This is a genomic window from Streptomyces aurantiacus, assembly GCF_027107535.1.
Lineage (GTDB): Bacteria > Actinomycetota > Actinomycetes > Streptomycetales > Streptomycetaceae > Streptomyces.
This window is the reverse complement of record NZ_CP114283.1, coordinates 9,377,488-9,389,652: the sequence shown is the minus strand read 5'-3', so window position 1 is coordinate 9,389,652 and position 12,165 is coordinate 9,377,488. Positions and strand designations below refer to the sequence as shown.

Sequence of the window (12,165 nt, the reverse complement as noted above, 5' to 3'; positions counted from 1 at the left end):
CCGGGCCTACGCCTGCGGGAGTGTCTCCCCCTGCACGGCCTGGATGTCCAGCTCGACCTTCAGCGTCGTGCCGATGGCCGCGATGCCCGCCTGCACGACCTGGTTGTAGTTCATGGCGAAGTCCTCCCGGCGCAGCTCCGTGCTGGCGCGGAAGGCCGCCCGGGTCCCGCCCCAGGGATCGGCGCCCGTGCCCAGGTAGGCCAGCGCCAGGTCGACCGGGCGGACGACCCCGTGCATGGTCAGCTCGCCGTGGACCGTCCAGCGGTCGGCGCCGGCGGCCGGGGTCACGCCCTTCGAGACGTACGTGATCTCCGGGTGGCGCTCGACGTCCAGGAAGTCCGGCGACTTCAGGTGGCCGTCACGCATGGCGTTGCCCGTGTCGATCGAGTCGGCCCGGATCACCGCCTCCACGCGGGACTTGGCGACCTCGTCGGGGGCGATCTCGATCGATGCGGCGAACTGCGTGAACCGGCCGTGCACGCTGGAGATCCCCAGGTGCCGGGCGACTGCGCCCACGGAGGAGTGGGCCGGGTCCACGGTCCAGGTGCCGGGCGGGGGCAGCTCCGTGCCGCCCTGCCGGGCGAGGGTCACGGTGCCGATCTCTGCCCGGCCGCTCGCGGTGACGATGGCGCTCGACGCGGCGGGCGCGTACCCGACGGCCGTGACGATCACGGTGTACGCGCCGGGCGCCAGGGCGACCGCGTCCCGTACGGCGCCCTCCTCGTCCGCCTCGGCGCGCACCACCTGGGTGCCCGTCATGTCGGTCACCGTGACGACCGCGTGCGACACGGCCCAGCCGTCCCGCGTACGGATCCGCGCGGTCAGTCCCATTGCAAACAACCTCTTCTCATGGAACCGGCCCGTGGAGCGCCTCCGCTCGGAACGCGCTCCACGGGCCGGGGTCTTCGACTACTGGTCGACTGCTGGTCCCCGACTACTCGCCGGGGTGGGCGAGTTCGATGTCGTGGCCGTCCACACCGCCGCCGCTGACGGTCAGTGCCGTGGCCACCGGCGGGTAGCCGGTCGCGATGACCGTGTACTCCCCGCTGTCCAGGTCGGCGAAGGCGTACGCCCCGTCCGACCCGGTGGTGGCGCTGCCGACCACGTTGCCCGCCGCGTCGACGAGCGTGACCCGGGCGTCGCCCAGCGGACCGGCGGGTGCCCGCACGACGCCGCGGAGCTGTGCGCCGGAGGTCAGCTCGACGTCGATCCGGGTGACGCCGGCGCCGCCGACCTCGACGGGCAGGGCACGGGGGCGGTGTCCGGCGGCGTTCACCGCGACGGTCACGGCACCCGGCACCAGCTCGGCGAAGGCGAACTCGCCCTGCTCACCGGTGGTCCCGGTGGCCAGCACGTCGCCGCGCACATCGGTCACGATGACCATGGCGCCCACGACCGGCCGCCCGCCGTCGGCGGCCCGCACCGCACCGGAGAGCCCGCTCGTGCCGCTCAGCAGGATGTCGTACGCGAGCGGCTCACCGTTCACGACGACCGTCGAGGCCTGCGGCTGGAACCCGTCCGCGGAGGCGATCAGCACGTACGAACCCGTGCCGGGCGCGTCCACCGCGTAGGCGCCGTCGGCCTGTGCGACCGAGCGGCCCAGCTGACGGCCCGCGAGGGAGATCAGCGTGACGGCGGCCCGGGGCACGGGCGCGCTCTCGGCGCCACGGACGAAACCGTGGACCGGGATGCCGCCGGAGCCGGACACCGTGCCCCGGTCGGTGCCGGCCGCCAGGGTGGCCACCGCCGAGAGCCGCTGGGTGCCCTCGGGCCCGGGGGCGGTGCCCTCACCGGCGCCGGTGTCCGCGACGGCCCAGCTCGGGACGCGTTCGTCGGCCTCGGCCGGGAAGACGTCCGCAGCCGCCGGGGTGGCCTCGGCGACGGCCGTGACCTCCGCCTGGGCCTCGGCGGCCTGCGCCAGCCCGCCCGACGTACGCAGCGGGACCTCCTTGATGAACAGCGTGACGAGGAGGGCGAGCAGCGCCAGGACCGCCGCGATCAGGAAGACGTCCGCGATGCCGTGGCCGTACGCGCTCTCCATGACCGTGCGCAGCGGGGCGGGCAGCTTGTCCATGTCCGGGATGCTGCTGCCGGAGCTCGAGTCGGCTGCCGCGGCCGCGTACTTGGGGTCGAGCCCGGCGATGCCGTCCTTGGCGTAGTCGGTGATCCGGTTGGCCATCACCGCGCCCAGCGCGGAGACGCCGATCGCGCCGCCGAGGGAGCGGAAGAAGGTCACCGTGGAGCTGGCCGCGCCGAGGTCCTCCGGGGCCACCTGGTTCTGCGTGGACAGCACCAGGTTCTGCATCATCATGCCGATGCCGAGACCCAGCAGCGCCATGAAGACGGCGACCCGCCAGTAGTCCGTGTCGTACCGGATGGTGCCCAGCAGACCGAGGCCCGCGGTGATCAGGACACCGCCGCTGACCAGCCAGGCCTTCCACTTGCCGGTCTTGGTGATGATCTGCCCGGAGACGGTGGAGGAGATGAACAGGCCACCGATCATGGGGATCGTCATGACTCCCGACATGGTCGGGGACTTGTCCCGCGCCAGCTGGAAGTACTGGCTGAAGAAGACCGTGCCCGCGAACATCGCGACACCGACGAAGAGCGAGGCGACGGAGGAGAGGGTGATGGTCCGGTTGCGGAAGAGCCGCAGCGGGATGATCGGCTCCCTGGCCTTCGACTCGACGAGCACGAACAGCAGTCCGAGCGCGATCGAGCCACCGACCATGGCGTACGTCTGCCACGACAGCCACTCGTACTTGTCGCCCGCGAAGGTGACCCAGACGAGCAGCAGCGAGACCGCGGCGGAGATGAGGAACGCGCCGCCCCAGTCGACCTTCACGTCCCGCTTCACGACGGGCAGGTGCAGGGTCTTCTGCAGGACGATCAGCGCGATGACCGCGAAGGGCACACCGACGTAGAAGCACCAGCGCCAGCCGAGCCAGCTGGTGTCGGTGATGACACCGCCGAGCAGCGGACCGCCGACGGTCGCGACCGCGAACGTGGCCCCGAGGTAGCCGGAGTACCGGCCGCGCTCACGCGGGGAGATCATCGCCGCCATGACGATCTGCGCGAGGGCGGACAGACCGCCGACGCCGATGCCCTGGACCACGCGGCAGGCGATCAGCATGCCGGGGTTCTGCGACAGGCCCGCGGCGGCCGATCCCAGGACGTAGATGACGAGCGCCATCTGGACGAGCGCCTTCTTGCTGTAGAGATCCGCGAGCTTGCCCCACAGGGGCGTGGCCGCGGTCATCGACAGCAGCGCGGCGGTGACGACCCAGGTGTAGGCGGACTGGCCGCCGCCCAGGTCGCCGATGATCTCGGGCAGGGCGTTGGTGACGATCGTCGACGACAGGATCGCGACGAACATGCCGAGCAGCAGCCCGGAGAGGGCCTCCATGATCTGCCGGTGCGTCATCGGAGCGCCGTCGGAGGCGGCGCCTCCGTGCTTGGCGTGTGAGCCCCGCACACCGGCTGGTGTGGTCGTAGCCATGGGCTTCCTTTTCTTGTGGTGCGTCATACGGGTGTACGGGTGGTCTGTTCGGCGGGGGGTGCGGCGGGCCGGCAGTCGCCGAAGCTGGCGCGCAGCCGTCCGAGCAGGGCGCCCAGCTGGTCGACCTCGTCGTCCGACCAGTCCGCCAGGTAGTGGGCGAGCGCGTTCATGTAGCGCTCGGAGAGCTCGGCGAGCATGTCCCGGCCGGCGGGGGTGAGCCGCAGGATGCGCGAGCGCTTGTCGGCCGGGTCGGGGGACCGGTCGATCCAGCCGTACTCGGCCACGTGCGCCACGTGCCGGCTGGTCACCGACATGTCGATGGCGAGCAGCTCGGCGAGCCGGCTCATCCGCATCTCGCCGTGCCGGTCGAGGAGCGTGAGCACGGCGGCGGACCCGGCCGGGCACTCGTGCGGGAGGACCCGGCCGAGGCCCCGCTTCACAGCGCCGATGGCACTGAGCTGCTGGGCCAGCTCCTCGTACTGACGTCGCGCGGCCATCGCACCTCCCTTGTTTGTTGCTTCAGGCAACCATAAGAACCGTTGGTTGCTGCAGGCAAATGAAATGGGGGGTCGCGGCGCAAAACCTTGGCAAAGGCAAGTATTGGCGAACGTAAACTTGCAGGTGAGGGCTTTGGGAGGGCGGTGGAGCGGGTCCCGGGCTCGGGCCCGTGCCTGGGGAGAGCGGGCTCCCCTCCCGGCTCTTCGGTTCCCCGACTCCCCGGCCCGTCCGGTGCCGGGCGGAGCGCATGGGTCGGTTCGGGTGTCCGAGTGTCCCAGTGTCCGGCGTTCGGGCGTCCGGACCGACCAGGAGCCCGGGGCCGGGAGCCCGAGGCCCAGGAGCTCAAGGGCTCCCGGGGGTCTGGCCCCCGTGGCCGGAAATCACCAGAAAGGCGCACGCAACACCAGAAGGCGGCACCCGCCGCTTGGGACCGCCGGAGGCACCCGCTAAGGTCCTGCCCCATGGCAAACACCCAGGGCCCCGAGGGCAACTACGACCCCGCGGGTAGCACCCAGATGTTCCGAGCGTTCGTCGACGACCCCCAGAGCCGTCAGCAGCAGGCGGCCGCCAGAGGCCCCCGTGTCGGTCTGATCGTCGGTGTGATCGTGGCTGTCGCGGTCGTCGCCGTGGTCGCCTGGCTCGCGCTCAAGTAGGCGAAGGCGCCGCCGGGCGCGCTAGTCCCACCGGACGGACACGTCCCGTGTCTCGACATGCATGCCGAGAGGTACGCGCCAGGCGTCGACGCACACCGTCCAGGTCTTCTCCTCCCGCGCGCCCGGAGCGATCGGCGTGGGAAGCTCCTCGGTCGACTCGACGGTCGCCCAGTCGATCCCGAGCGCACCGATGACGTGCGTCCCGAGGGTCACCGTGCCCGAACGCACCGCGCTGCCCCCGGTGTTGTGGAACGCGACGGTGACCTTTTCGCACCAGCGCTTTTCGGCGGGCGCCCGCTCGGGTTCGCCGACGTCGAGCACGGCGGGACCGGGCTCCTCGGGTTTCGCGGGACTTCCCGCACCCCCGCCGCTCGGCTGCCCGTCCCCCGAACTTCCGCCCGCGGAGCCGGGGTTGCCTCCCGGCAGGCCGGAGCCGCCCCCGCCCGCCGACGGACTCGTACGACCGTCGCCGTCGGACCCGGACCCGGGCGCGGACCCCGACACCGTCCCGGACGCGGCCGCGTCGCCGCCACCCGCGCCCTCCGAGGCGTCAGCGGGGCCGGAGTGCCCGCCCCCGGAATGCCCAGGACCCGAACTCCCGTCCCCCGTCGCCCCTTCGGACGCGTCGCCCTCCAGCGGCACCAGCTCCACGTCCCCGGTGGGCGCCACCGCCTCGCTGTACGGCGCGGGCCGCTGTACGGCGACGTGACCTTCACCGCCGCCGGTGGTTCCGCAGGCGGCGAGGACCGCCCCCAGACAGACGACGGCCGCCGAGGCGCCCCCAAGGGCACCTCGGCGACCACGAATCGAATCGTGACCCATCCGTCGGCGCATCGCGCCAGTGTGGCTGACGGGTCGTCAATTATGAACCCTCGGTAGGGATCCGGGCCGAGGACGTCCCGGCCGAAGAGCCCACCGTCGGGGCTCAGTCGGAGATGAGACCTTCCCGCAGCTGTGACAGCGTCCGCGTGAGCAGCCGGGAGACGTGCATCTGCGAGATGCCGACCTCCTCGCCGATCTGCGACTGCGTCATGTTGGCGAAGAAGCGGAGCATGATGATCCGCCGCTCGCGGGGCGGGAGTTTGGCGAGCAGGGGCTTCAGCGACTCGCGGTACTCGACGCCCTCCAGCGCCGTGTCCTCGTAGCCGAGGCGGTCCGCGAGCGAGCCCTCGCCGCCGTCGTCCTCGGGTGCCGGTGAGTCGAGGGACGACGCCGTGTAAGCGTTGCCCACCGCCAGGCCGTCGACCACGTCCTCCTCGGACACGCCCAGTACGACGGCGAGTTCGGCGACGGTCGGCGAGCGGTCGAGCTTCTGGGAGAGCTCGTCGCTGGCCTTGGTCAGCGCGAGCCGCAGCTCCTGGAGCCGGCGCGGTACCCGCACCGACCAGGACGTGTCCCGGAAGAACCGCTTGATCTCACCCACGACCGTCGGCATCGCGAACGTGGGGAACTCCACGCCCCGTTCGCAGTCGAAGCGGTCGATCGCCTTGATCAGGCCGATCGTGCCGACCTGGACGATGTCCTCCATCGGTTCGTTGCGCGACCGGAAACGGGCGGCGGCGTAACGCACCAGCGGGAGATTGAGCTCGATGAGTGTGTCCCGGACATAGGCGCGCTCGGGACTGTTCTCGTCGAGTGCGGCGAGCCGCAGGAACAGGGAGCGGGACAGAGTGCGGGTGTCGATCGCTTCCGAGGTCGGGGGGAAGGCCGGGGCTTCCGCGGCCGGGACGGCCGGAACCTCGACAACGACACTGTGAAGCACGTCGGGCGCGGATTCGCTCTTGACGAGCGTGAGCACCTTCGAGCTGCCCTGGTCTGCGGACATGCCACCCCCTTTGGGTCGCGGACGGTCGCGGCGGACGCTCCCGTCGAAGGAACGCAGCCTCCACCTGAATACCGGAGGTGGGGCTGCGGCAAACGCTTCACCGGAAGAATGTCACACGTCGGCAACACGATGTAGTGACATGTCGACACAGGAAGGGTGAATAGGCCCTGGAAAAAGGGGGTCTGACAGTTTTTCGACGAAGAAATGTCGTGAAAAGGCCTTGGGAGCGATTCGCTCCGGAGGGTTACGCCTCGATCCTGTTTGCGGATCGGAGCCGGGCGAAACTGCGGGCGAGCAGTCTTGACACGTGCATCTGTGAAACGCCCAGTTCTGTACTGATCTGCGACTGCGTCAGATTGCTGTAGTAGCGCAGCAGGAGGATGCGCTGCTCCCGCTCGGGGAGCTGGACGAGAAGGTGCCGTACGAGGTCCCGGTGCTCCACGCCGTCCAGCGCAGGGTCCTCGTAGCCGAGCCGGTCGAGGAGGCCCGGCATTCCGTCGCCCTCCTGGGCGGCCTCGAGCGAGGTCGCGTGGTACGAGCGTCCGGCCTCGATGCAGGCCAGGACCTCCTCCTCGGTGATCCGCAGCCGCTCGGCGATCTCGCCGGTCGTGGGCATGCGCCCGAAGGCCGTCGTGAGGTCCTCGGTGGCGCTGTTCACCTGCACCCAGAGCTCGTGCAGCCGGCGCGGTACGTGGACCGTGCGGACGTTGTCGCGGAAGTACCGCTTGATCTCGCCGACGACGGTGGGCATCGCGAAGGTCGGGAACTGCACGCCCCGGTCGGGGTCGAAGCGGTCGATGGCGTTGATCAGCCCGATGGTCCCGACCTGGACGACGTCCTCCATGGGCTCGTTGCGCGACCGGAAGCGGGCGGCGGCGTACCGCACCAGGGGGAGGTTCGCCTCGATCAGCGCGGCCCGTACCCGGCCGTGTTCGGGGGTGCCGGGCTCCAGGTTCTTGAGCTCGCCGAACAGGACCTGGGTGAGGGCCCGGGTGTCGGCCCCGCGGCGGCGCTGTGGACCCGGCTCCTGGGACTCGGCGGGGTCGTCGATCCGTTCCAGGGCCTGCGGCTTCTGCTGGGGAGGTGCTTGAGGCGCGGTACTGGCCGGCACGGTCAACTCCACCTCTGGGTCCGTCAACCCGTGAAAACACAAGTCCGAACGACGTCCGTCAGACACATGCGTCAACTCATCGATCAAAAGCGGTCATAGCATCACAAGACATGTGCACTGTGTGCAAGCACCGCGTGACTCCGTGTTGAGCGTGCGCGGGAGGCCCGGGACGGTTCCTGGACGCGGAACGGACACGGAACGGCCCCCCGCCGTTCGGGCGAGGGGCCGGTGGTCCGTGCGGAGCGCGGCTCAGAACTCGTAGTCGGCGATCACCCACGTGGCGAACTCGCGCCACAGGGCGACTCCCGCCTGGTGGGCGGGGTGCTCGAGGTACCGCTTGAGGGCGTCCGTGTCCTCGACCGCGGAGTTGATCGCGAAGTCGTAGGCGATGGGACGGTCGGTGATGTTCCACTCGCATTCCCAGAACTTCAGTTCGGGGATCTGCCCGCCGAGCGCACGGAAGGCGGCGACGCCCTCGGCGACGCGGGGGTCGTCCCGCTCGACACCTTCGTTGAGCTTGAAGAGGACCAGGTGGCGGATCACGTGCACTCCCAGGGCGAACGGGGATACGGGCGCGACGACGACGGCCGCCGCTCGGCTCCCGACGCCGTCCAGGACGGTCGTGCGGACCGGCCGCGCGGGCCTGGTCGTGCGGGCCTGGTCGTGCGGGCCGTGCGGGTCGGGCCGGTGGCGCCGACCGAGCCCCTGACTCGGTTCCCGGCCTAGTCCTTGGCCCCGTCGGCGACCCACGTCATGAAGTCACCGACGGCCTGAGCGGCGTTCGAGATGCCCTCGAACCCTATCTGGACGTAGTCGGCCGCCTTTTCGGGATCGGTGATGATCACGTACAGCACGAAGACCACGAGTACGTAGACGGCGATCTTCTTCGAATTCACCGCCATCGCGGCCTCCCCCTGTGCCTGCTGCCTGTGCCCGCTGCGCCTGCTGGGACCCGTGTTGCCGGCGGTGAGTGTAACCCCGGGCAGTTGATCTGACGATCTTTCAAGAGCGGCCGGAAGGCCCGAAGCCGGAACGCACGAAGGGCCCCGTCGTGAGACGGGGCCCTTCAGAAGCGGTAGCGGAGGGATTTGAACCCTCGGTGACTTGCGCCACACTCGCTTTCGAGGCGAGCTCCTTCGGCCGCTCGGACACGCTACCGAGAGAGATCCTAGCCCACGATGGGCCGTGCTCTGAAATCCGTATCCGGCCGCCTGCCCGGGCGGGGTGGGGTGAGGTGTGGCGGGGGTGTGGGCGGGGCCTGGTGGGGGCTCGGTGGGGTTCAGCGGCCGCGGAAGAACTCCGTGAGCAGGTGGGCGCACTCCTCGTCGAGCACGCCGTTGATCACCTCGGGCCGGTGGTTGAGACGGCGGTCGCGTACGACGTCCCAGAGGGACCCGGCCGCGCCCGCCTTCTCGTCGCGGGCGCCGTAGACGACCCGGTCCACGCGGGACTGCACGATCGCGCCGGCGCACATCGTGCACGGTTCGAGGGTGACGACGAGCGTGCAGCCGGTGAGCCGCCATTCCCCCGTCGCCGCGGCGGCCCGTCGGATCGCCAGCACCTCGGCGTGGGCGGTCGGGTCGCCGACCGCCTCGCGCTCGTTGTGCCCGGTGGCGAGCACCGTCGTGCCGTCGGGTGCCAGCACGACGGCGCCGACGGGTACGTCGCCGCTCCGGCCGGCCAGCCCGGCCTCGTCCAGGGCGAGCCGCATGGCGGCCCGCCAGGGGTCGCGTACGGGGTCCTGTGCCTCCTGGGTGTTCGGCGGAGTCAGCGGACGGCCTCCAGGACCTCCGCCGCCCCGAGGACCTCGGCGATCTCGCTCAGCGCGTCGGTGCTGTCCAGGGCCAGCAACTCCTTCTCGTTCACCCCGAGATCGACGAGGACCTCGCGGTCTCCGATGGGCCCGGGCGGCACGATCTCACCCTTGACGGGCGGGTCCACGCCGTCCTCCTCGTCGTCCTCGGACCCGTTCTCGGACTCACCGTCCTCCGTGCCGTCGAGGTCGAGGGAGTCCAGGTCGGCGACGGTGTCGTCACCGGGATCCCTTCCGAGCAGTTCGTCCGTGAGCAGGATCTCGCCGTACGAACTGCGGGCGGCGGCCGCGGCGTCCGAGACGTAGATACGAGGGTCCTCCTCGCCGTCCACGCGGACGACTCCGAACCACGCGTCCTCCTGCTCGATGTAGACGAGCACCGTGTCGTCGTCGACCGAGGCCTCGCGGGCCAGGTCGGTCAGATCCGACAGGGTCTCCACATCGTCGAGCTCTGTGTCGCTCGCTTCCCACCCGTCTTCGGTGCGCGCGAGCAGTGCGGCGAAGTACACCGTGACTCTCCCACTGGTCCTAGGTGTGCCGGTTGGGGGTCCCCCCGGCGGAGGCTGTGGGCGGGGAGTGCGTGCTCCGAGTCCCGCCCACTCGGAATCGTGGCAGAAACAGAGCGTTCAGGAGAGGTCTTCGGCTCGCTGTGTTCCGGTCGCGTCCTCACGTCCGGTCGCGCGGCGTGTGCGTCACGCCCCCGCATGGCCTCACCCGGGCGCCCGGCGCCCACCGACAGCGGGATCGTACGCCGCCCGGGCGTCCGCTTCGTACGCGGCTTCCCGAGGGCGGCCCGGCGGATCGCGCGGCGGCCGCCGTACGGGTGCCGCGGCGGGCCCGGGCGGCGGCATCCGCGCGAACACGGGTCACCAGCGAAATGTGCGCATGCGCATGGCGTGGCGCAGCCGGGCCGTCTTCGCCCGCCGTGGCTGCACCCTGTCGCGCAGCTCGCGCGCCTCCGTGAGTTCCCGCAGGAACTGGGCCCGGCGCCTGCGGCGCTGGGCGTCGCTCTCCAGGTCTTCCCGGTTCCCTCGCTCCGGGTCCGGCATCGGCAACACCCCCAGTCGGTCCCTCCCACTTTCCCTCCGACCGGCGGTTTGATGCCAGCGGGGGTTCGCGGGGCGCCGCGGCGAGGTGTTCCTGAACCGGGTGGTGACGTGGGACGGGTGTGCGGGGCGGGCCCGGATACCCTGGTGGACATGCGTCTCCACGTCGTCGACCACCCTCTGGTCGCTCACAAGCTCACCACGCTGCGCGACCGCCGCACCGACTCCCCGACCTTCCGGCGTCTCGCCGACGAGCTGGTCACCCTGCTCGCCTACGAGGCCACACGGGACGTGCGTACCGAACAGGTCGACATCGTGACCCCGGTGTCCTCCACCACGGGCGTCAAGCTGTCCCACCCGCGGCCCCTCGTCGTACCGATCCTGCGGGCGGGCCTCGGCATGCTCGACGGCATGGTGCGTCTGCTGCCGACCGCCGAGGTGGGCTTCCTGGGCATGATCCGCGACGAGCAGACGCTTCAGGCGTCCACGTACGCGACCCGCATGCCGGAGGACCTCTCCGGCCGGCAGGTGTACGTCCTCGACCCGATGCTCGCCACCGGTGGCACGCTCGTCGCGGCGATCCAGGAGCTCATCAGGCGCGGCGCGGACGACGTGACGGCCGTGGTCCTCCTCGCCGCCCCCGAGGGTGTCGAGGTCATGGAGCGCGACCTCGCGGGCACCCCGGTGACGGTCGTGACCGCGTCGGTCGACGAGCGCCTGAACGAGCACGGCTACATCGTCCCGGGCCTGGGCGACGCGGGAGACCGCATGTACGGAGCGGCCGAATAGGCGGATCGGCGGGCCAGACAGGCCCTAGCAGCTCTTCTTCGTCGCGGAGGGCGTCGGTGCGGGCCTGGCCAGGGTGGTCAGGGCCTTGTCGGCGTCCTTCTGCGGTGTCAGGGCCTTGAAGGCCGTGCCGAGGACGAGGTCGACCTCGGCGGGCTTCGCCCGGGTGTCGGTCTTCGTCTCGGCGCCGGCGAGCTGGGTCGCGAGGACGGGGAGGGCGGCGTCGGCGGCCGCCTTCGCACCGAGCACCATGCCGGGCCCGGGGACCTTCTTGTCGTACGCCTTGGGCGCGTTGCCCACCTCGCCGATCTTGAAGCCGCGCTTCTTCAGCGCGTCCGCGGTGTCCTTGGCGAGGCCGGAGCGGGGCGTGGCGTTGAGGACGTTCACCGTGATCTGGCCGGGTTTCGGCAGGGCCTTGACCGGGCTTGCGGAGGGCGAGGGGGAGGCCGTGCAGTCCGCTGCCGGGCCCGCCGCGGACGCCTCGTCACTGCCGCCCGTGAAGACGTCGATGAGCTGCAGCGTTCCCCAGCCGACCAGTCCGAGCGCGGCGACGGAGGCGACGACCGCGAGCGCGATCCTGCGGCGCCCCCGGTTTCTGCGCATCCGTGGGTACTTGTCCCCCGTGATCCGGTACTGGCGGCCCATGCCAGGGGGAGTGAGCATGCTCATGGGCGCAGCGTAGTGCGCCGAGGCGGTGATGCCTACTAGATGATCATTGCCCGGTGCGCAGTCCAACCCGAAAGGGCCAATGCGCCGTGCTCCGCCGGGGGTGTCGCTCGAAGCCGCGGGCCGACGGGGGCCGGCCGTGCCCGCGCGGCCGAGCCGCGGAGTGCGGCGGCGGTCCCGGGCCGCCTGCCTCACGCCGCTCGGCGGGCGTCGCGCCGGACGGACCGGGCTCGGGTGTGCCCGACAGGCCGGTCTTCGGTCTGTCGGA

General features: G+C 71.1%; 14 protein-coding genes and 1 tRNA gene. 2 read left to right on the top strand and 13 right to left on the bottom strand.

Features of this window, described 5'->3' with window-relative positions; translation table 11 throughout:
• Positions 1-6 precede the first annotated feature (6 nt).
• From O1Q96_RS43480 to O1Q96_RS43470, 3 genes are all read right to left on the bottom strand, one after another.
• On the bottom strand, positions 7-831 hold the full coding sequence (locus O1Q96_RS43480; RefSeq protein ID WP_269253326.1) for a YceI family protein: 825 nt from the start codon (positions 829-831) through the stop codon (positions 7-9).
• Positions 832-934: 103 nt separating this feature from the next.
• Positions 935-3,424 (bottom strand): MFS transporter, encoded by a 2,490-nt coding sequence (locus O1Q96_RS43475; RefSeq protein WP_483409993.1) that lies wholly within the window; start codon positions 3,422-3,424, stop codon positions 935-937.
• 98 nt (positions 3,425-3,522) lie between these two features.
• Complete coding sequence (locus O1Q96_RS43470; protein WP_217457269.1) at positions 3,523-3,996, bottom strand: MarR family winged helix-turn-helix transcriptional regulator; 474 nt, start codon at positions 3,994-3,996, stop codon at positions 3,523-3,525.
• A 462-nt stretch (positions 3,997-4,458) separates the two neighbouring features.
• Here O1Q96_RS43470 and O1Q96_RS43465 point away from each other — a divergent pair, with 462 nt between their 5' ends.
• Positions 4,459-4,650: a hypothetical protein gene (locus O1Q96_RS43465; protein WP_217457270.1), complete on the top strand. Its 192-nt coding sequence runs from the start codon at positions 4,459-4,461 to the stop codon at positions 4,648-4,650.
• A gap of 21 nt (positions 4,651-4,671) precedes the next feature.
• On the opposite strand, the gene O1Q96_RS43460 is transcribed toward O1Q96_RS43465, so the two are convergent.
• From O1Q96_RS43460 to O1Q96_RS43420, 9 genes are all read right to left on the bottom strand, one after another.
• Positions 4,672-5,484 (bottom strand): hypothetical protein, encoded by an 813-nt coding sequence (locus O1Q96_RS43460; protein ID WP_269253324.1) that lies wholly within the window; start codon positions 5,482-5,484, stop codon positions 4,672-4,674.
• Positions 5,485-5,575: 91 nt separating this feature from the next.
• Positions 5,576-6,475: an RNA polymerase sigma factor SigF gene (locus tag O1Q96_RS43455; RefSeq protein WP_217457272.1), complete on the bottom strand. Its 900-nt coding sequence runs from the start codon at positions 6,473-6,475 to the stop codon at positions 5,576-5,578.
• A gap of 244 nt (positions 6,476-6,719) precedes the next feature.
• Positions 6,720-7,586, bottom strand: coding sequence for an RNA polymerase sigma factor SigF (locus tag O1Q96_RS43450; protein WP_269253323.1), 867 nt, complete (start codon positions 7,584-7,586; stop codon positions 6,720-6,722).
• A 249-nt stretch (positions 7,587-7,835) separates the two neighbouring features.
• The gene (locus O1Q96_RS43445; RefSeq protein ID WP_269253957.1) at positions 7,836-8,129 is read right to left on the bottom strand and encodes a Dabb family protein; all 294 of its coding nucleotides are present in this window, start codon (positions 8,127-8,129) and stop codon (positions 7,836-7,838) included.
• Positions 8,130-8,308: 179 nt separating this feature from the next.
• Complete coding sequence (locus O1Q96_RS43440; protein ID WP_217457275.1) at positions 8,309-8,488, bottom strand: hypothetical protein; 180 nt, start codon at positions 8,486-8,488, stop codon at positions 8,309-8,311.
• A 171-nt stretch (positions 8,489-8,659) separates the two neighbouring features.
• A tRNA-Ser gene (locus O1Q96_RS43435) sits at positions 8,660-8,744 on the bottom strand.
• A gap of 121 nt (positions 8,745-8,865) precedes the next feature.
• Positions 8,866-9,297 (bottom strand): tRNA adenosine(34) deaminase TadA, encoded by a 432-nt coding sequence (tadA, locus tag O1Q96_RS43430; protein ID WP_269253322.1) that lies wholly within the window; start codon positions 9,295-9,297, stop codon positions 8,866-8,868.
• Positions 9,298-9,353: 56 nt separating this feature from the next.
• Positions 9,354-9,908, bottom strand: a complete 555-nt coding sequence (locus tag O1Q96_RS43425; protein WP_269253321.1) for a tRNA adenosine deaminase-associated protein — start codon at positions 9,906-9,908, stop codon at positions 9,354-9,356.
• 357 nt (positions 9,909-10,265) lie between these two features.
• Positions 10,266-10,448 (bottom strand): hypothetical protein, encoded by a 183-nt coding sequence (locus O1Q96_RS43420; RefSeq protein ID WP_217457278.1) that lies wholly within the window; start codon positions 10,446-10,448, stop codon positions 10,266-10,268.
• A gap of 150 nt (positions 10,449-10,598) precedes the next feature.
• On the opposite strand from O1Q96_RS43420, the gene upp reads away from it, so the two are divergent.
• Positions 10,599-11,234, top strand: a complete 636-nt coding sequence (gene upp / locus O1Q96_RS43415; protein WP_217457279.1) for a uracil phosphoribosyltransferase — start codon at positions 10,599-10,601, stop codon at positions 11,232-11,234.
• A 24-nt stretch (positions 11,235-11,258) separates the two neighbouring features.
• Here upp and O1Q96_RS43410 read toward each other — a convergent pair whose 3' ends face one another.
• Entirely contained in the window at positions 11,259-11,900 is a 642-nt protein-coding gene (locus tag O1Q96_RS43410) for a LytR C-terminal domain-containing protein (protein ID WP_269253320.1), read from the bottom strand.
• Positions 11,901-12,165 lie beyond the last annotated feature (265 nt).